Genomic DNA, 21,185 nt, shown 5'->3' with positions numbered 1-21,185 from the left:
TTGATATGAGAAACTTTTTATTAACATGTATTTTATTACTCGGGTTTTCAGTGAGTGTTTTGGCTCAGGAAACTGTAGAAGTAACCGGTATTGTGACTGATGAGAATAACGAGCCTTTAATAGGGGCTAGTGTATCTGTAAGTAATGTAGCGGGATTGGGTGTGATTACCGATGTGGACGGGAAATATAAGATTAAAATGCCGCTTTACAATACACTGATTTTTACATATATAGGCTTCGACAAAGTAGAGGTATTAGTGAAAGACCAGCGGGTTGTCAATGTCACTATGAAAGAATCTGATAAAAGTGTACTTAACGAAGTAGTTGTCACAGGGACGGGTGTACAGAAGAAAATTGCGATCACCGGTGCTATTACAAATGTTGATGTTGAGGAATTGAAATCAAATCCGTCTTCATCTATGGCCAATGGTTTGGCCGGAGTGGTACCGGGTATTATGGCAATGCAGGCTGATGGCAGACCGGGTACTACTTCTGAATTCTGGATTCGCAGTATTTCTACATTTGGAGGCAGTAATGCGGCATTGGTATTGGTCGACGGCTTCGAACGCGACTTTAATGAAGTCAGCGTGGAGGATGTGGAATCGATATCAGTGCTGAAAGATGCTTCTGCCACTGCTATCTATGGTAGCAAAGGAGCTAATGGCGTTATTTTAGTAACCACTAAACGCGGGGATGAGGGAAAGATCAGGATTGATGCCAAGGTAGAAGGATTCTATAGCACGCTAACTAAGGCCCCGGAATTTGTAGATGGATATACATATGCTTCTATGGCAAACGAGGCTAAAGTTACGCGTAATCAAGATGCACTCTATCAGCCGGAGGAGCTGGAAATACTTCGTTTAGGTCTGGACAGAGATTTATATCCGAACGAAGATTGGATGGATATTCTGTTGCGCGACGGAGCATGGAAATCGCGCGTTTCGTTAAATATGCGAGGGGGAGGGAAGACAGCCCGTTACTTTGTTTCGGGAAGTTACCAAAACGAGCAGGGTATGTACCAAGTAGATAAGGCTTTGAAAGATTATAATACCAATTCTAACTTCCGGCAATATACTTACCGGATGAATATCGATATCGATATTACAAAGACTACATTGCTGAAGGCAAGCGTTTCTGGTTCATTGCGTAAGCAAAATGACCCCGGAGGCGGGAGTAACTCAATCTGGACATCATTGTTTGGGTATAACCCGGTTTCAGCTCCCCGGATGTATTCTAACGGATATGTTCCGGCTATTACCGAAAGAGGCAAGCCGATTACACCCGACGATCCCAATATAGACCGTTTTAATCCGTGGACACTGGCTACAATGACAGGGTATAATGAAAGCTGGACAAACAATATCCAGACCAGTTTGGTTCTGGAACAAAATCTGAATTCTATTACACAAGGCCTTTTCTTTACAGGACGCTTCGGGTACGATACTGAAAATAGTAATTATATTAACCGTATTAAATTCCCGGAGATGTACTATGCTACCAACCGTGACCCGATTACAAACGAAATCACATATACGAAGATTGCGAATAAACGGGAAATGAGGCAGGGTTCAGGTGCCGGTGGGAAGCGGAACGAATTTGTTGAAGCGGAATTACACTACGATCGCAGATTCAGCAACCATAACGTTGGTGGTGTCTTGAAATATACTCAATCGTCTACAATACAAACAGTAAACATTGGGAGTGACCTTAAAAATGGGATAGCGAGACGTAACCAAGGTATAGCCGGACGCGCTAATTATAACTGGGCTAGCCGTTATTTCATTGATTTCAATTTCGGATATACAGGCTCTGAGAACTTTGCCAAAGGAAAACGCTTTGGTTTCTTTCCCGCTATTTCCGGGGCCTGGATTATTTCAGAGGAGCCTTTCATGAAAGGATTCACCTGGATGGACATGTTCAAAGTCCGTTATTCATACGGAAAAGCAGGGAGAGATGCATTGGACGGTACCCGTTTCCCTTATCTGTATACGATTGAAACGAGATGGAAGAGAAATAGCGATGGCTCTATACAAACTAATAACAATAATAATGTTCCGGTAGATCCTTATAATTTCGGGGACTACGGCTATAACAGGACGTATAATGGTATATACTACCGGACAGTAGCATCTTCTGATGTTACCTGGGAGGTAGCGACTAAACAGGATTTAGGTGTCGATTTTTCTTTCTTCAACAACAAAGTATCGGGAACAGTCGATTATTTCCACGAAAAACGTACAGGGATCTATATGGGGCGTCAATATCTTCCATGGTCGGTGGGTATAGGAACAGACAACTTAAATATTTATCCTTCGGCAAATGTTGGCGAAGTGAAAGCTCAGGGGTTTGACGGGAACTTTGCCGTTAAAGAGAAATTGGGAAATGTCGATGTGACTCTACGCGGTAATATGACTTACAGCAAGAACGAGATTCTGGCGAAAGATGAGGAATACTCTATTTATTCATATACACAAGATAAAGGACATCGCGTGGATCAGGCCCGTGGTCTTATCGCCTTGGGCTTATTCAAAGATTATGAAGAAATACGGAACAGTCCTACACAAACTTTCGGAGAGGTGATGCCGGGAGATATCAAGTACAAGGATGTGAATGGTGACGGTATAATCGATAAATATGACAGGGTAGCCATCGGCGCGACAACAAAACCGAATCTTACTTATGGCTTTGGTGTTTCTACCCAATGGAAAGGATTTAATGTGAGCGTACATTTTCAGGGGGTAGGAAAATCCACTTTTCAGATCAAAGGCTCTACCGTTCATATGTTTAGTTTAGGTGAAGGCTGGGGAAATATATTGGATGATATGGCCAAGTTAAACCGCTGGCAATTGGGTGTAAATGAAGATCCGAATGCGGAATATCCCCGCCTTACTTATGGGGCGAATAGCAATAACTATCAGGAATCGACATTCTGGCTCAGGGATGCTTCTTATTTGCGTCTGAAAACACTGGATATAGGCTATACGCTTCCTACATCTTTGGTAAATAAATTGTACCTGAGTAATGTACGTATTTTCTTTATCGGTACCAACCTGCTTACATTCTCTAAATTTAAGCTGTGGGACCCGGAAATGGGATCTTCGGACGGGAAAAAATATCCGCTCAGCAAAACTTTTTCATTAGGAGTATCAGTTTCACTATAAACATAAATGTATATGAAGAAAATAATTATAATTTTATCTATTGTAGTTGGATTGAGCCTTACCCTTGGCGGATGTTCGGACTACCTGGATTCGGACTATCTGTTTGATGAACGCCGGTCTATAGAAGATGTTTTCCAAAACAGGGATTATGCAAATCAATGGCTGGCGGATGCTTATTACTTTATGAGTATTGGGCAGATACAGGATGTGAGCAGTAAAAAAAGTGTTCCTTACAATTTTGCTGACGACATGTATTTTGGTGATGAATCAGAAGGGTATGCCAGATGGAAAAGCGGCCAGTATAATGAAAATGGTAGCCGTGGCGAAACCGAACCTATCTGGAAAAATGCTTACAGGGGAATCCGTCAGGCCTCTATCTTCATGCAGAACATCGATAAAAGTAAGGTTTTTAATGTTTCGGAAATTCGTGACCTGAAAGGACAGGCTTACTTCTTAAGAGCTTATTTCTATTGGTATATGCTACGTTTATTCGGCCCTATACCTATTATAGAAGACGGTACGGTTGATTATATGCAAAGTTATGACGAGATAGCGCAAGCCAGAAATACATATGATGAATGTGTGGACTTTATCGTTGGAGACCTGATAAAAGCGGCAGAACTGCTTCCTGCCGATATTCGTCCGGTGCAGGATATTGCCCGCCCCAATCGGGGAGCAGCATTGGCGCTCCGCGCCAAAGTTCTGCTATTTGCCGCCAGTCCGTTATATAATGGTAAGACTCCTGTTGAAATTGCTTCAGTTTTAGTAAACAAAGATGGTACGCGCCTGCTTCCTGAGGCTTACGATGAGTCTAAATGGGCTAAGGCTGCAGCTGCTGCCCTGGATGTGATGAATATGGGCATTTATAGTTTACATTATGTGAAAGTCAAGAATGAGGGTGATATCGCTTATCCGAAGACTCTTCCTCCATTCGATGATAATGATTTTGTCAACGGAAGCTGGCCGAATGGCTATAATGACATAGATCCTTTCGAATCATACCGTTCATTATTCAATGGCGATACGCCAGCCAACGAACTGATGCAGACTGAACTTATTTTCACCCGTGGTCAGAATGGTTCGGGGGAAGACGTAGCCACTATGGTGCTCCACCAGTTACCGCGTCAACATGGTAAGGGATACAACTCGCACGGTATGACACTAAAGCAATGTGATGCTTATTATATGGCTGACGGAACGGACTGCCCCGGCATGAATTCTATGTATGCGGCTATACCCGGCTATACCGGTCGTTATAATACTAATCCGCGTGAAACAGGTTTTGTTACAGCATCGGAGCTGGCGAATTATCCGGAATTAGGTGAAAAAGGCGTAGGAGTATCTAAACAGTTTGCAAGACGCGAACCCCGTTTTTATGCGTCAGTAGCTTATAATGGAAGCACATGGAATTTCCTGAATTATAACCAGGCGACAGACGAGAAACCCAATCTGCCGATATTTTATTATCGTGGAGGTGATAACGGTTATACGAATGCCACTTACTGGCTGCGTACCGGTATCGGTATTAAAAAATATGTAAGTCCGCAGGATATAAGCAACACATTGGTTACTTCCTATGATAAAAGCAGATTCACAAAAAAAGTAGATCCGGCGATTCGTTATGCAGAAATATTGTTAATCTATGCCGAAGCGGTGAATGAACTGAATGGACAATATACTATACCTACATGGAACGGGAACGGAGAACATACAATCAAACGCACTCCCGATGAATTAAAGAGGGCTATCCGGCCTATCCGTATGCGTGCAGGAGTTCCGGACTATTCGCAAGATGTATATGGCAATTCTGATTTATTCAGAATCAAATTGAAACGTGAACGTCAAATTGAATTGTTCGCAGAAGGACACCGTTATTTCGATCTCCGTCGTTGGTGTGATGCTCCATTTGAAGAAGCAGCTCAGGTTTACGGATACAATGCGTATGCAACTCAAGATCTGGCCGTAGAATTCCATATCCCTACGCTGGTGCCTTCATTGCCATCGATATTTGCCACCAGAATGTGGTTGTTACCTATTAATCATAAAGAATTGAGAAATAACCCTAAACTGGTACAAAATCCAGGGTGGACTACTCCTGAATAATTTTTATAATCCGAAAAATATGAAATATATATATTATCTCTTTTTTGCCATGTTTGCAGCGATATGCTGTACATCATGCAACAATGAATGGGAAGATGAGCAATATGAAAATTTTGTCTCTTTCAAAGCGAATCCTAATACTCTTGGAGTAACACCTATTTATGTACGTTATAAAGCAGAGGGGAAAGTGACATATCAGCTTCCGCTGATTATGAGCGGTTCGAAAATGAACAATATGAGTTGGACTATAAACATAGGCTTAGACCCGGATACACTCGTCTTAGTAAATAAAGAAGCATTTGGACACCGTGAAGAGCTTTATTTTAGGCAATTGGAAACTAAACATTACGAAATGCCGGGATCGGTAGGTATTCCTGCCGGCTCATATACTTCTACTATTCCTATCGATTTTGAGTTAGCCGGGCTGGACCAGACGTATAAATGGCTGTTGCCTTTGAAAATACTGGAAGATCCTTCTTATCAGGTTAATTATCATAAGTACTATCAGAGGGCTATGCTACAGGTCAATCCGTTCAATGATTACTCGGGTACTTATAGCGGTACTTTATATCAGATATATCTGCTGCCTGATAAAACCCGCCCTTTGAACTTGTCAGAGGTTAAGACTTATGTCGTGGATGATGAGACCATTTTCTTCTATGCCGGTCTCAGGACCGAAGACTTTTTGGATCGTAAACTGTATAAAATATATGCCAGGTTTACGGATGAAAGAGTTGATCTCCGGAAAAGGAAATTGGAGCTTTATACCGATAATCCGCTTATCAATCTGAAAGTAGAAGGTGTGCCATATTATACAGTAGACGAGTCGATGGACCCGGTGAAAACCTACTTGAAATTAATAGATATTAATCTTGGCGACTTAAACTATTCATTTGATGATTATACAACCATCCCTGGTACCCCGATCAGATATTCAATGAGTGGGATATTATCGATGCAACGCAGGTTGAATACATTGATACCAGATGAGGATCAGCAGATTCAATGGTAAAGAGATAGCTTACTTTTAGTTATATGGGGTTGTCGGATTATTTGCAGATAGCCCCATATATAGTTTTGTAGATTTGGTTTTGTGGAATGACGCCTGTGAAGGTGTAAACGCATAAACGATTATCAGTCTTATTTCGTCTTCGGATAGACTAAAGACAATCATACAGGTGACAATTTGCTCAACCCGATTTAAATAAACTGCCCTTAATTGAAAAATTTATGAAAAGAATATTTATATATCAGCTGTTTCTGATTATTATCATATCATATCTATGTTCGTGTAAAGATTCGGAAAATAAGATTTCTGAAGGAAAAATTACTTATTTCTCAGTATGGGATCAAAAGTCAGTTAATCATGTGCTTCATGTCGACAATGTGAATAATACAATCAGCAATAAAGAAGAACTCCCGGCATATGTCAATCTAAAAGAATTACTTGTCGAATTTAAAGTAAATAACGGAGATGTGATTCTCAAAGTCAACGGTAAGGTACAACTAAGCGGAAATAATATAAACGACTTTTCGACGGAATGTGTCTATGATCTCTATTTAGGCGATACCAGGCAAAAGTCATATACAGTCAAAATAACTAAACCGGACTTATCGAATACCTTTAAGACATTTACTTTTCCAGAAAAACGGATGGAACAGTATCAACCCGTAATAAATGCTGAAACCGGGGAGATCTCGAATGAAAATGTAATACCGTCAAACATAGATATTACCTCTTTGCAGCCGGAATTTACTACATCTGAAAAAAACTCGATCGTTAAAGTAAACAAAGTAGTGCAAAAGAGCGGAACTGCCAGGCACGATTTCACTAAACCCATCGTATACAGCATAGAAGGAGAGGATGGCACATCAAAAGAATATACAGTTACATTAAAGCAAGGTAACGAGGCCTTTTTGACAAATCCGGTCATAGTAGGCAGTTACGCTGACCCGACGGTTATCCGTGTCGGAAAAGAATTTTATCTATATGTGACATCCGGTATTGTGAGGGGCTATAGATCTACTGATCTCATAAATTGGCCCCGCATTGGAGGTAGTAAGAGCGAGGTATTTAATAAACGGCCCGATTTCACTGATGATAATGTGAATGATACCGGGATGTGGGCCCCGGACATTAATTTTTATGATGGAAAATATGTGATGTATTACGCTATATCCAAATGGGGCGGAGGTGCTACATGCGGTATAGGAGTGGGAGTCTCTGATAAGCCTGAAGGGCCTTTTGTGCCGTCGGCAGGCAATTCTGATGGAAAACTGTTTGTTAGTGCAGAAATAGGGGTTCATAATTCCATCGATCCTTGTTTCATTGAAGAAAATGGCAAGCGTTATTTATTCTGGGGAAGCTTCTATGGTATATATATGACAGAATTGACGTCAGATGGCATGGCTGTGAAAGATTTAACGAAGAAAACATTGATTGCCGGTAAATCCTTCGAGGCACCTTATGTTCATAAAAGAGGTAGATATTACTATTTATTCGTATCTACCGGAGCGTGCTGCGAAGGTATGACCAGTTCATATAAAGTAATGGTTGGAAGATCTGAAAGCCTTACGGGCCCATATCTGAACAGGGCGGGAACAGATATGAAAACATTTGATGCATGGAATCCGTCTAATTACCAACCAATTGTTGTAAAAGGAGATGGTACATTTGCCGGGCCGGGGCATAATTCGAGAATCGTAACCGATGACAATGGAGTAGACTGGATGCTCTATCATGCCTATATAGATAATGGCAGCAGTCAACGCAACCTTATGCTGGATAGGGTAAAGTGGGATAATGACGAATGGCCGATAGTCGGTAACGGTACTCCATCATATTCAATGAACCTTATCCCGTTTTTTGAATAAACGCCTGAATATGAGCCGTTCTTAAAATGGGTATTATATGAATAGAGTTGTCCGCCTGAATGTTAGGACGACTCTATACTCTTTTTCACAAAACCGGGAGGGAATCCTTTTTTTTCAATACTTCAAAGAACGGTATGTCGATAGCTATATATAGATAAAGTATTTTGAAAACATACAATTATTTTTAGTATAATTTTATCCTGCTATCGAGCTTTGCGCGCCAGAGGCATAAACAATAATAATTCACCATTTATGTATAGTATTTTTTGTCTTATATTTATATCCTTATTAAAAATTATTGGGAGACGGTTCAGTTAATAATATCCCGTAAATACGAATTCGTATTATTTATTAGTCCTCAATTTTGAAGAGTTGATGGTTTTGGATTGGCATGGGATGAAAATTTCATTATATGAGATGAAATTTTCATTTTGGGATGATATATAGCAATACATTTGCGTATAGGTCGTTTGCGCCATATTGTTAACCAAATAAATTTCCTTGCCTTATTTTTTATATCGGACAGTGAAGACTAAAAAGACTGGCGATGAATAGAAATGTGGAAAATGTAATAATCAAATAACTCTTTTAGAAAAGTCTGCATTTAAAATGCAAAAATATCCGGACTATCTTACTGGAAAATCTCTTATCAATCTGGATGGATCTGGATAAAATAAACGTAAATAGCTAATATACAATCTATATCAGGTTATGAGATTGGATACTCTGAAGTTTTTACTCTTGTTGTCACTGTGTTCTTTTTTTACATATCTTTCCTCCCAATCGACGCAATATTATTTTAGCCATTACGGGATACAGGAAGGATTGTCGCAGAACACAGTCAATGCTATATTGCAGGACCGTACAGGCTTTCTCTGGGTAGGAACTAAGGATGGACTGAACCGGTTCGATGGCTTTTCTTTCCGCACATTTAAGCGTGATATTCTCGATAAGAACAGTATTGGCAATAATTATATAAAGGTACTACATGAAGATAATAGGGGTAAAATATGGGTGGGGACGGATGCCGGCATATATGTGTATAATCCATATACAGAGCAGTTTAACCAGTTTTTATTACAGGCCGATAACAAAGTGGTTATTAATAAGACTATATCGGCTATAGAAGGGAATGGATCATATATTTGGATCGCTGTCGAATCTCAGGGGATTTTCTGTTATGATGTACAATCTGGTTTACTCAAGAACTATGATCTCAAAAAACATAATATCTCATCCAATATTGAATGCCTTAAAGAAGATAGAAATGGAGTTTTATGGCTGGGAAGCTACAGGGAAGGGCTCTTCTATTCGAAAGATAATCTGAAAACCATTAATGAATTTATTAGCGACGAGGGAGAAAAAGTATTTAGAAATGATGTCATCCTTAAAATCATTCAGGGAGCATATAACTGCTTATATATCGGTTCGGTAAAAGGAGGCCTTAAAGAACTTAGTATTTCTTCGGGAAAAGTACGTGATTTACTGTTAATAGATAATAGCCATGAGAAGATCTTCATTCGCGACATAATGGCAAATTCGGATAATGAACTTTGGCTGGGAACCGAATCGGGTATATATATTTATAATCTCCGGACCAATAATTACTTGCATCTGGAAAGTTCCTTTTACGATCCTTATTCTTTGTCGGACAATGCTATCTACAGTTTATGCAAGGATAGGGAAGAAGGCATCTGGATAGGCTCATATTTCGGCGGATTGAATTATTATCCTAAGCAATATACACGTTTCAACAAATATTATCCTACAGATTCCTCGAATGGCCTGAGGGGGAAAAGAGTCAGGGAGTTTTGTGCCGACTCTTCGGGGCTTATCTGGATCAGTACGGAAGACGGGGGACTTAGTTACTATAATCCACAAACAAATAAGATCTCGTTTTTTGAGGCCAGTAGAGCTTTTTCCAATGTTCAATGTCTTTTGCCCGATGGCGATAACCTGTGGGTAGGCACATTTTCGAAAGGAGTGAAGGTGATAAACCGAAAAACAGGACATATAAAATCCTATAATAAAGGGAGTTCGCCTAATTCGTTAAACGATGATAATATTTTTGCCATGCTGCGTACATCCGACGGAACTATATACCTGGGCACTTTATTTGGGTTGCTTAAGTACAATGGTGCCTCTGACGATTTTTCCGAAATTTGGGAGTTGAATGATAAATTCATATACGATATCAAGGAAGATATACATGGCAACCTTTGGTTGGCGACTTATTCTGATGGGGTTTTCTGCTATGATATAAATAAAAAGAAATGGAAAAACTATCTGCATGACGAAACAGATGAGCAGAGCTTGCCTTACAATAAGGTGACAAGTATATTTGAAGACAGCCGGCACCAAATATGGATTACCACCCAAGGCCGTGGTTTTTGCAGATTTGACCCGGCAACAGAAACCTTTATAAGATATGACGAACGGCATGGTTTGCCTAACGATGTCATATATCAGATTGTGGAAGATAATAAAGGCCTTTTCTGGATCACCTCCAACAGGGGACTTATATGTTTTAATCCAATAGATAGCTTTATAAAAAACTATACGGTGGTAGATGGAATCCTGAGTAACCAATTCAATTACAGGTCTGGCTTTAAATCTGAGGATGGAAGCCTTTTTATGGGGAGTATAGATGGTTTTATAAAATTCGATCCTAAAGATTTTTCTGAAAGTAAATATAAACCGACTCCGGTTATAACCGATTTTTTAATATATAATAAAAGAGTTATTGTAGGGGAGGAGAAATCACCTTTATATAAAAGTATTATATATACAGATAGTCTTATTCTCAATTCGAAACAAAATTCGTTCAGTTTCAGGGTGGCTGCCCTGAGTTACCTGTCACCCCATACAAATATTCTAAAATATAAGTTGGAAGGATTCGATAAGGATTGGCTGTCTATGACCGAAAGCCCGCTGATCAATTACTCAAATCTCAGATACGGAGATTATATATTCCGGCTGAAAATTTCCGATTCCTCAAGTCCTTCATTAGAAAATGAGAAAGTTCTTTTTATCAGGATTTTACCTCCTTTCTATTTATCGCAATGGGCTTATATCTTGTATGTTTTGATATTTGTCACCCTTGTTTATTATACTGTTTATAATCTAAAGAAGCGCACAGCAATGAGGAAGCGGAGAGAGATGGAAAAATTTGAACAGCAGAAAGCCCTGGAGATTTATGATGCTAAAATCGGATTTTTTACAGATGTTGCACATGAAATACGAACTCCTCTGACTTTAATTAAGGGGCCTTTGGAAAACATTCTTCTTGCCGGTTGTATAGATGATGCCATAAGGGAAGATTTAAATATAATGAATCACAATACAGAACGTTTGTTGAATCTGACAAATCAGCTACTCGATTTCCGGAAAGTGGAGAGCAAAGGTCTTCAACTCAATTTTATCGAATGCAATGTCTCTGAAATAATGCGGGGCTGTTACCTGCAATTCAAGCTGTCGGCCCAACAAAAGAATCTGAGTTTTGTTCTCCATCTACCGGATGAAGATTTGTATGCTCATATAGACAAAGAGGCATTTACCAAAATTATCAGTAACCTGTTCAGTAATGCCGTAAAGTACGCGCATACATATATAGAAGTAAAATTAGATCTTAATGACGAAAAAAGAGACCTGCGGGTAGTTATAAAAAATGATGGTAATATTATTTCGCCGGATATGCGGGAAGAAGTCTTCAAACCTTTTGTCAGGCTCAACGACCTCACCTCTTCGAAACCATTGCCTGGTACAGGAATCGGCTTGGCTTTATCCCGTTCGCTGACACAACTTCATCAAGGTCGTTTATATATCGAAGACTGTACCGGATGCAACAGCTTCTGTTTATTATTGCCTGTTAGGGCCGACGATGATGATAAAATATCTTTGTCTCCCGCTATAGTCCAACCGGAAGACCCTTCTTCAAAATCGGCGATTCTGATTGTCGAAGATGACCCGGAATTGTTGACCTTTATTGTAAGGCAACTCTCGGCATATACTGTATTCACCGCCGTAGATGGAAAAGAAGCGTTGGATGTGCTTGACTACAATATTGTAAATCTGATCATAACAGACATTATGATGCCTCATATGGATGGGTTTGAGTTGTGCCGGATACTGAAGTCAAATATAGATTATAGCCATATACCGGTTATTCTTCTTACCGCGAAGACGACTCTCCAGTCCAAGATAGAGGGATTGGAAGCAGGGGCAGATATGTATATTGAAAAACCATTCTCGGTAGAATACCTGAAAGCCTGTGCATCGAATCTGATACATAATCGGACAAAGCTGAAAGAAGCCTTTGCCAATTCTCCTCTTGTAGCGGCCAATTCTATGGCATTTACCAAGGCTGATGAAGAATTCCTTAAGAAGATGAATGAAATTATATTGGACAATATTGATAACCCCGAATTTAATATGGATGATATGGTAGAGACTTTACATATGAGCAGGTCTGTTTTTTACAGAAAGATTAAAGGGATTCTGAATATGAACCCGAATGAATATTTACGTCTCGAACGGCTAAAAAAAGCAGCTGAATTATTACTTGCCGGAAACAGCCGTATTAATGAGGTCTGTTATTTGGTCGGATTCAATTCACCTTCATATTTTGCCAAATGTTTTCATAAGCAATTTGGTATATTACCCAAAGATTTTGCTAATACCAGGAAGCAAATATATGGAGATTGAATCCATGAAACAAAAGTTGTATCAATTGGCATAATTATGTCGTATTGCCTGTCTCATATTTTCCATCTTTACAGGGTAATTTATTCGCTAAACATTTTGAAAAACATCTATTTCGATTCCGACTATTAAAAGAGTACAACTGATTGATAATATTACTTTATACGGGATTCGATCGCTTTTTGTGAAAGCAAGTTTGCAAAAGGCCTGTCAGATAATAAAATCCGGGAATTTAACTTCATAACTGATATATTTATGTCGACAAGATTATTTACTTTCCGCAAGAGCCTATGGGCCGTATATACGGGCTATACCACGCGCGAAACATACCCCCATCACGACCTCCCCGGATTTCTGTTCTTAAAAAAGAGAAAAATTAATAGCTCCTTCGAAAAACATCGGAGGATTCAAACCTTATAATTGATATATGTTAACAAGATTATTTATTTTTTGCATCAGCCTGTTGGCTGTATGTACGAGTTATGCCGTCGGGCATCCCATCAGATTGGACGCAAGCCTATCCGTAAAAGTTCCGGGTAACCCTGCAGTCAGCTATAAGTTAAGAAAAAATGAAACCGGTAACGGAAGATATAGTATGGAACCCGGCAAACCATTGCCTCTGCATATATCCGGACAAGTAAATGAAACGGATAATAAAATCCGGATCAAAGTATCTGTCACAGCCGATGAAGATACATACTTTAAGTATTCACAGAATATATCCACAGGATATATACATTCCAATTGCCAGTTTCTGATGCCCGGGTTCTGGTATCGCCGCAATTTACTGTCTCCGAAGGAAGCTCCTTCGTTTCACACATCGTCCGGCTGGACGGTGAGGGAAGACCGCCTGAGTACTCCGCTCACGGGTATCTATAATGAGAAAAGCGGGATGTATATGACTGTAGCACGTATCGATCTTCCTGAGTATGATGCTCTGACAACCCATAAAGAAGGTGAGGTCATTGTTTCGGGGAGAACCTCTCTGGGCTACACCGGATTTGAGGAAATAAACGGCAATGCAAACCTTTCGTTCGGTTATCCTTTTCAGGAAACACCTAAAAGCTATATCCGGAAACTGACATTAGCTCCGGCTATAGAAGCTTTTCAGGAAATAAAGAAGGGAGAAACGATCAATTTGGAATGGGAAGTGTTTATGGGGCAAGCTGCCGATTATTCAGATTTTATGAAGCAGGTGTGGGAGTATAGCTACGATACTTACCAGCCAAAGCCGCTCGACCCTCAATACTCTTTTACTCCCGAAAAGATGAAACAAACAATAGTTTCGTATTTTGCCGACAGTTTTGTTAGCGATAAAGAATTGAAATTCTCTTCCGGAGCACATCTTATGGTTGCCACTTGTAAAAAGAACGGAATTGCAGAGGTCGGATTTATCGGGCGGGTATTGCTCAATGCATTCAATGCCTATGAATATGGAGAGATGAATGGGCGGTCTGATCTGGTGAATAATAGCAATTCAGTATTTGCAAGCTATTTAGAATATGGTTTTACTAAAAATGGTTTTTTCCGGGAATATGTCGATCAGGATGCAGGAAAAGAAACCGATGTGTTCAGCATACGCAGGCAGTCGGAGGGTATATACGCGATGTTTCATTATCTGCAATACGAGAAGGACAAAGGGCGAAAGCATCCGGAATGGGAAGCCCGCATAAAAACTATTTTGGATAGGGTACTTCGTTTACAAAATGAAGATGGAAGTTTTCCCCGTAAATTTAAGGATGATTTTAGTATTGTCGATAAGAGCGGGGGTAGCACTCCGTCAGCAACTCTGCCTCTGGTGATGGCATATAAATATTTCGGTGACGCCAACTATCTGAAGAGTGCGAAGAAGACAGCCGAGTATCTGAAAACAGAATTGATAGATAAGGCAGATTATTTTTCATCTACTCTCGATGCCAATTGTGAAGATAAAGAAGCTTCTTTGTATGCCGCTTCTGCAACCTATTATTTAGCGCTTATCTCGAAAGGTGAGGAAAGACAATATTACGCCGGTCTGTGCAGGAAGGCCGCATATTTTACCCTGTCGTGGTACTACATGTGGGATGTTCCCTTTGCCAAAGGTCAAATGCTGGGAGATATCGGGTTAAAGACCCGCGGATGGGGTAATGTATCTGTTGAGAACAATCATATCGATGTATTCATTTTTGAGTTCGGTTCAGTATTAGACTGGCTCTCAATAGAATTTAAGGAACCTCGTTTCGAAAACTTTATCAAGGTTATACGTTCGTCTATGGGGCAGTTACTACCGTATGAAGGTCATATGTGTGGTGTTGCTAAAACCGGTTATTATCCTGAAGTAGTGCAGCATACGAATTGGGATTATGGTAAAAATGGTAAAGGCTTTTATAATGACATCTTTGCTCCGGGATGGGTTGTAGCTTCATTGTGGGAGCTGATGAGTCCCGAAAGAGCCGAAGAGTTTCTTCTGAAAGGAAAATAGAGCGGTATATTAATGAAATAGTTTAGCCCATCTTGTATGTTGAATATACAAGATGGGCTGGTTATTTATTTGTACATATACGTAGTATTGAAAAATATGCTATTAATTTTTATTGATTGGTTAATACCTTACCTTTGCATAATGAAAACAAAAGATCAAACAAACAGCATATTATCTAATCTGGGAATTGAAGCTCTGAATCAAATGCAGATTGCTGCCCGGGATACGATCATTAATAAACAAAATACGATCCTGTTGTCTCCTACAGGTTCAGGAAAAACACTTGCTTATTTAATGCCTGTTCTCCGGTTATTAAAGGAAGATGTAAAAAGCGTGCAATGCCTCGTTATTGTCCCTTCCCGTGAATTAGCCCTCCAGATAGAACAGGTCTGGAAGAAAATGGGAACAAGATTTAAAGTGAATGTTTGTTATGGAGGGCATTTCATTGAGACGGAACTTAATAATTTGAGTAATCCTCCGGCTATACTTATAGGAACACCGGGCAGACTGAAAGATCATTTGGAGCGGAAATCCTTTAATCCCGGTTCTGTGAAAACATTAGTATTGGATGAGTTCGATAAATCCCTGCAACTGGGCTTCCAGGATGATATGAATACGATTATCAGCCAATTCCCAAACTTGCAGAAGAGGGTTTTACTTTCCGCAACATCCGATGTGGAGATACCTGATTTTGTAAAGATGGAATCACCTGTGATTCTTGATTATACACAAGAAGAAAAGAACGATACTCTTTCTATTAAACTTGTACTGTCGCCGGAAAAGGACAAGATAGAATCATTGTTTCAGCTTATATGTTCCCTCGATTCCGAGCCGGCGCTTATCTTCTGTAACCACCGGGAAGTAGCGGAACGCATCAGTGATTTATTGAATAAGAAAGGAATACAGGCCGGATATTATCACGGAGGGATGGATCAGGACGACAGGGAAAAAATACTTGTTCAATTCAGGAATGGCAGCCTGAATTATTTGGTTACAACTGACTTAGCCGCCAGAGGACTGGATATTCCGGAGATGAAACATGTAATTCATTACCATCTTCCATCCAAAGAAAGTGAATTTGTTCATCGCAATGGTCGTACAGCTCGTATGCATGCTTCCGGTACAGCATATATTGTATTGTATAAAGAAGATAAAACTCCGAACTACATCCCTGAAAATACGGATATATTAGAACTAAAAGCAGGAAAACCTTTACCGAAGAAGCCCGGATACAAAACAATCTATGTGAGTGGGGGAAAGAAGAATAAGTTGAATAAAAGTGATATTGTCGGCTTCTTTTTGCAGAAGGGAAAGCTGGATAAAGCCGATCTGGGGCTGATAGAAGTGAAAGACTTTATCTCTTTTGTAGCTGTCCGTTTTCCGGCTGTGAAAACACTTTTGTCTAATATTAAGGATGAAAAAATGAAAGGTAAGAGATATAAGATAGAGTTGGCGAGGAATGTTATAAAGAATATTGACTGATTGGCACTAATCATAAGAATAAAAAGCAGGCATTTACTTTATAAAGTAAATGCCTGTTATCTTAATATATTGAAGATCATTTTTCTCTTGAGTACAGGTACCAATAGACACATCCGACTAAAACAGCCCCTCCGATAAGATTGCCCAGTGTGGCAGGAATTAAATTATGGAGAATAAAATCACGCCAAAGAATATCCGCACCCGAATAAATTGCAGCAGGAATAAAGAACATATTGGCTATGGAGTGTTCATAACCCAGAGTGACAAAGAGCATGACAGGAATCCATATACCTATACATTTTCCTATAATATCTTTTGCCGCATATCCCATCCACATTCCCAGACAAACCAGCCAGTTGGCTCCGATTCCTTTGATAAGGACGGTCATAAAGTCTTGGTTTACCTTTACTTCTGCATAGTGATGCAGGTAATGTTGCCAGGGGTCCTTGTCAAATAATCCGACTCCTGACGAGAGCAGATAAGCGACTACCTGGGAGCCAATAAAGTTAAATAGATAAGAGAGGATAAGAAGCTTAATGAGAGTAAAAGTCTTTAGCCTTCTCTCCAATAGGGGAAGTGTAAACGCTGTACAGTCACTGGTAAATAAATCTGCTCCGGTGATGGATACTATAATAAGCCCGACAGGGAAAAGCGCTCCGGCGATAAACTTAATCAGTCCGGGATTTTCTGCACCTGCTCCGGGTATTCCCCCTGCAACCATAACCGAGAGCAATCCGCCGAAGGCAATAAATACTCCTCCGAGTATGGCTATCACACTGAATTTGGATAATGGCAAATCGCTTTTATAAATGCCTGAATTGGCAAACTCCGCGGTGATTTCTTTCGGAGTGTTGTAGTTTTTCATTATTTGTCTCTTAAATTAAGAATAGAGATTATACATTGAGTCCATAGCTTTTGAAAATAACCTCCGCCTTGTTCAATTCCTGATTTGATGGAGGGTTTATATCTTTCAACTTGTATTCTTGTCCGATCTGCTCCCATTTATGTATTCCCATCTGATGAAAAGGCAGGATATCAACGCGTTCCACATTTTTGAACTGACTTACGTACCGGGCCCACTCATGCAAATCTTCCTCATTATCTGTGAAATGAGGGACAAGTACATACCTTAACCAGACCGGTTTATTTATTTCGGCGAGGTACTCTATAAAGTTGAGGGTAGGCTCAAGAGGTCTGGCAGTTAGCTCTTTGTATTTATCGGGATTTATATGCTTGATATCTAATAACACAAGATCGGTATAGGACAAAACTTCCTTTGTCTTGTCATTAAACAGAAAGCCTGAAGTATCTATGGCGGTATGTATCCCTGCGGTTTTACATAGTTTGAATAACTCCAATACAAATTCCGGCTGCAACATCGGCTCCCCACCGGAAACAGTGACACCTCCTTTAACAAATGCTTTTACTTTTATTACTTCATCTAAAGCCTGTTGAGGTGTCAGTTCATATTTGGCCTCATTTGGCCTCCATGTATCAGGGTTGTGGCAGTAGAGACAGCGCAATGGGCAGCCTTGCATAAAGAATACAAAGCGGATACCCGGCCCGTCCTTGGTGCCGAATGTTTCAAACGAGTGAATACGACCTTTCATATTGAAGAAAATCAGGCAGAAAATTTCTAACTGCCTGATTTATTAGCTTTATGTGAGATTAGAACGTAGTTGTAATTGTTCTGTTTATAACATCCAGCTGCTGCTCTTTAGTCAGCTTGATGAAGTTCACAGCATAACCGGATACACGGATTGTGAGTTGAGGGTATTTCTCGGGGTGCTCCATCGCATCAACCAATAGTTGACGGTCGAACACATTCACATTCAGGTGATGACCCGTTTGCAAGAAATATCCATCCATCAGTCCTGCAAGGTTCTGAGCCTCTTCCTCACGGTTCTTACCCAGTGTATTAGGAGTGATGGCGAATGTATAAGATATACCGTCGTTTGCATGTTCGAACGGAAGTTTAGCTACCGATGACAATGATGCTACGGCTCCTCTGGTATCGCGTCCGTGCATCGGATTAGCACCCGGTGCAAAAGGAGTTCCGTCGCGGCGTCCGTCTGGAGTATTTCCCGTTTTCTTGCCATAAACGACATTAGATGTGATAGTCAATACCGACTGGGTCGGGATCGCGTCTTTATACATTTTGCGCTTACGGATTTTTTGCATGAACGTCTCCACTATATCTATGGCAAACTGGTCTGTATTATCGTCATTGTTTCCGAAAGGAACATAATCTTTTTCCTGTATATAGTCTACCGCATCTCCGTCAGCATCCCTTACAATACGTACTCTTCCGTATTTTATGGCGGCAAACGAGTCCGCGATGATAGAAAGGCCGGATACGCCAAAGGCTTGTGTGCGTACGATATCTACATCATGCAGAGCCATTTCGAGGGCCTCATATGAGTATTTATCATGCATATAATGGATAATATTCAGTGCTTTCACATAAGTCTCGGCAACCCAGTCGAGGGTACGGTCAAACTTTTCCCATACTTCGTCAAATTCGAGATAATCGCCCGAAATCTTTTCTACCCAGTGTTTAGGCAATACCTGAGCCTTTGTTTTCTCATCTTTACCTCCATTGATAGTATAAAGCAATGCTTTCGGCAGGTTGGCACGGGCTCCGAAAAATTGCATCTGGTGCCCGATACGCATTGGCGATACACAGCATGCAATACCATAATCATCTCCCAGTTGCGGACGCATAAGATCGTCATTTTCGTATTGGAGAGAAGATGTATCGATAGATACCTTCGCACAGTATTTCTTCCATGCCTCAGGTAATCGGTCGCTCCACAGGATTGTAAGATTCGGTTCCGGTGCCGGGCCTAAATTATAGAGGGTGTGCAGCATACGGTAACTGTTTTTGGTTACCATCGTACGCCCGTTATTGGTCATTCCGCCGATCGACTCGGTAACCCAGACAGGGTCTCCCGAGAATAGTTCATTATATTCGTTTGTACGGAGGAAGCGAACAATACGGAGTTTCATTACAAAATGGTCGATCATCTCCTGAGCTTCTTTCTCTGTGATAATGCCATCTTTTAAGTCCCGTTCGATGTAAATATCGAGGAAGGTGGTCACACGTCCCAGGCTCATTGCTGCGCCATTCTGGTCTTTAATAGCTCCCAGATAACCAAAATACGTCCACTGGATAGCTTCCTGAGCATTGGTCGCGGGATTTGAAATGTCGAATCCATAATCAGCAGCCATGCGTTTCAGGGCTTTCAGTGCCTGTATCTGTGAATTCAGTTCTTCCCGAAGACGGATCAGATCATCTGTCATAACGATAGGGTCACATTCCTTGTAACGCTTTTCACGCTCGGCAATCAACCTGTCTACACCATAAAGAGCAATACGGCGATAGTCTCCGATAATACGACCACGTCCGTATGCATCGGGCAGGCCTGTTAATAAGCCGTTGCTTCTGGCGCGGCGGATACTGTCGGTATATGCCGAAAATACACCTTCGTTATGAGTTTTACGATATTTGGAAAATATTTCTGTTGTAACCGGATCGAGTTTGTAGCCGTATTCTTCAAGGCTTTGCTGTACCATGCGAAGCCCGCCGTTAGGGAAGATAGCTCTCTTGAGAGGTTTGTCTGTCTGTACACCTACTATTTTTTCCAGATCCTTGTCTATATACCCTGCGCCATAAGCATCGATCTGAGAAGGAATTCTGGTTTCAGCGTCATAAACACCTTTTTCTTTTTCAACCTTAAACATCTCGCTTAGCTTATTCCATAGCTTTGTAGTGGCATCTGTTGCGCCTTCCAGGAAAGATTCATCTCCTGTATATTCTGTATAATTTTTTAAGATAAAATCATTTATATCGATTTTTTCTTTCCACTTGGTCCCTTTAAAATCTTTATATGCTTCCATTTGTTATTATTTAAATTCAACTTGGCGTTTCAATAATTAAAAACCGGACATATAGATATATCACAAAAAGCATGCCCAATTTCTTCTAAAAAAGAATAAACATGGCTCTCGGAACTTAAGGAAACAGAAAAAATAATAATGAATCCTCACCTTGTAGTGAGAGAATCTTTTTATGGTTCTCAAGCCTTATTTCCCGAAAGCTTTTTAATTGATCAATTCTGGCAGGTCTTCTGACAATAGAAGTCAAAGATATAACTATCTGAATATAAGCAATTATTTGTATCGTATAGTACTATTTCATACATGAGACCATACTTAGGCATGGTTTAATACTATGAACATACAATAATAAGCGTATACAGCTTTATCTTCATAAAACCTCTTTAGACAATCCTTTTTTGTATTCCGGATACATAGACTTTACCAGAGTAATTTCCACGTATAAAAAAGTAGGACACAAAAAAGACCTGACAAAATTTGCTCTGGCAGGTTTTCTGACTCGT

Annotated in this window: 11 protein-coding genes; 7 read left to right on the top strand and 4 right to left on the bottom strand. The window is 40.2% G+C overall.

The window, feature by feature from the left end:
* Positions 1–5 precede the first annotated feature (5 nt).
* From ACFO6W_RS00510 to ACFO6W_RS00500, 3 genes are read left to right on the top strand one after another with little or no spacing between them, the layout of a single operon-like run.
* Positions 6–3,161: a SusC/RagA family TonB-linked outer membrane protein gene (locus ACFO6W_RS00510; RefSeq protein WP_379993346.1), complete on the top strand. Its 3,156-nt coding sequence runs from the start codon at positions 6–8 to the stop codon at positions 3,159–3,161.
* 12 nt (positions 3,162–3,173) lie between these two features.
* Complete coding sequence (locus ACFO6W_RS00505; protein ID WP_379993345.1) at positions 3,174–5,264, top strand: RagB/SusD family nutrient uptake outer membrane protein; 2,091 nt, start codon at positions 3,174–3,176, stop codon at positions 5,262–5,264.
* Positions 5,265–5,283: 19 nt separating this feature from the next.
* Positions 5,284–6,276, top strand: coding sequence for a DUF4973 domain-containing protein (locus tag ACFO6W_RS00500; RefSeq protein WP_379993344.1), 993 nt, complete (start codon positions 5,284–5,286; stop codon positions 6,274–6,276).
* A 15-nt stretch (positions 6,277–6,291) separates the two neighbouring features.
* On the opposite strand, the gene ACFO6W_RS00495 is transcribed toward ACFO6W_RS00500, so the two are convergent.
* Positions 6,292–6,438 (bottom strand): hypothetical protein, encoded by a 147-nt coding sequence (locus tag ACFO6W_RS00495; protein WP_379993343.1) that lies wholly within the window; start codon positions 6,436–6,438, stop codon positions 6,292–6,294.
* 56 nt (positions 6,439–6,494) lie between these two features.
* On the opposite strand from ACFO6W_RS00495, the gene ACFO6W_RS00490 reads away from it, so the two are divergent.
* From ACFO6W_RS00490 to ACFO6W_RS00475, 4 genes are all read left to right on the top strand, one after another.
* Positions 6,495–8,138, top strand: coding sequence for a family 43 glycosylhydrolase (locus ACFO6W_RS00490; protein ID WP_379993342.1), 1,644 nt, complete (start codon positions 6,495–6,497; stop codon positions 8,136–8,138).
* Between the two features lie 711 nt (positions 8,139–8,849).
* Positions 8,850–12,842: a hybrid sensor histidine kinase/response regulator transcription factor gene (locus ACFO6W_RS00485; protein ID WP_379993341.1), complete on the top strand. Its 3,993-nt coding sequence runs from the start codon at positions 8,850–8,852 to the stop codon at positions 12,840–12,842.
* Positions 12,843–13,266: 424 nt separating this feature from the next.
* A complete protein-coding gene (locus ACFO6W_RS00480; RefSeq protein ID WP_379993340.1) occupies positions 13,267–15,300 on the top strand; it encodes a hypothetical protein in 2,034 nt (677 codons plus the stop codon).
* Positions 15,301–15,438: 138 nt separating this feature from the next.
* Positions 15,439–16,782, top strand: coding sequence for a DEAD/DEAH box helicase (locus ACFO6W_RS00475; RefSeq protein WP_379993385.1), 1,344 nt, complete (start codon positions 15,439–15,441; stop codon positions 16,780–16,782).
* A gap of 76 nt (positions 16,783–16,858) precedes the next feature.
* Here the strand turns inward: ACFO6W_RS00475 and ACFO6W_RS00470 are convergent, their stop codons facing one another.
* The 3 genes from ACFO6W_RS00470 to pflB are packed head-to-tail and all read right to left on the bottom strand — an operon-like array spanning position 16,859 to position 20,682.
* Complete coding sequence (locus ACFO6W_RS00470) at positions 16,859–17,647, bottom strand: formate/nitrite transporter family protein (RefSeq protein WP_379993339.1); 789 nt, start codon at positions 17,645–17,647, stop codon at positions 16,859–16,861.
* Positions 17,648–17,675: 28 nt separating this feature from the next.
* Positions 17,676–18,392: a pyruvate formate-lyase-activating protein gene (gene pflA, locus ACFO6W_RS00465; protein WP_379993338.1), complete on the bottom strand. Its 717-nt coding sequence runs from the start codon at positions 18,390–18,392 to the stop codon at positions 17,676–17,678.
* 58 nt (positions 18,393–18,450) lie between these two features.
* Positions 18,451–20,682 (bottom strand): formate C-acetyltransferase, encoded by a 2,232-nt coding sequence (gene pflB / locus ACFO6W_RS00460; protein ID WP_379993337.1) that lies wholly within the window; start codon positions 20,680–20,682, stop codon positions 18,451–18,453.
* Positions 20,683–21,185: the final 503 nt, after the last annotated feature.

The sequence above is a fragment of the Dysgonomonas termitidis genome, assembly GCF_042654545.1.
In the GTDB taxonomy this organism is placed as follows: Bacteria; Bacteroidota; Bacteroidia; order Bacteroidales; family Dysgonomonadaceae; genus Dysgonomonas; species Dysgonomonas termitidis.
This window is presented reverse-complemented; position numbering and strand designations above follow the sequence as displayed.

Excerpts from the sequence above, each read along its gene's own strand:
- ACFO6W_RS00480 (WP_379993340.1), top strand. The coding sequence starts at position 13,267 with ATGTTAACAAGATTATTTATTTTTTGCATCAGCCTGTTGGCTGTATGT.
- ACFO6W_RS00505 (WP_379993345.1), top strand. The coding sequence starts at position 3,174 with ATGAAGAAAATAATTATAATTTTATCTATTGTAGTTGGATTGAGCCTT.
- ACFO6W_RS00470 (WP_379993339.1), bottom strand. The coding sequence starts at position 17,647 with ATGAAAAACTACAACACTCCGAAAGAAATCACCGCGGAGTTTGCCAAT.
- ACFO6W_RS00490 (WP_379993342.1), top strand. The coding sequence starts at position 6,495 with ATGAAAAGAATATTTATATATCAGCTGTTTCTGATTATTATCATATCA.
- ACFO6W_RS00485 (WP_379993341.1), top strand. The coding sequence starts at position 8,850 with ATGAGATTGGATACTCTGAAGTTTTTACTCTTGTTGTCACTGTGTTCT.
- pflB (WP_379993337.1), bottom strand. The coding sequence starts at position 20,682 with ATGGAAGCATATAAAGATTTTAAAGGGACCAAGTGGAAAGAAAAAATC.
- ACFO6W_RS00500 (WP_379993344.1), top strand. The coding sequence starts at position 5,284 with ATGAAATATATATATTATCTCTTTTTTGCCATGTTTGCAGCGATATGC.
- ACFO6W_RS00510 (WP_379993346.1), top strand. The coding sequence starts at position 6 with ATGAGAAACTTTTTATTAACATGTATTTTATTACTCGGGTTTTCAGTG.
- pflA (WP_379993338.1), bottom strand. The coding sequence starts at position 18,392 with ATGAAAGGTCGTATTCACTCGTTTGAAACATTCGGCACCAAGGACGGG.
- ACFO6W_RS00495 (WP_379993343.1), bottom strand. The coding sequence starts at position 6,438 with ATGATTGTCTTTAGTCTATCCGAAGACGAAATAAGACTGATAATCGTT.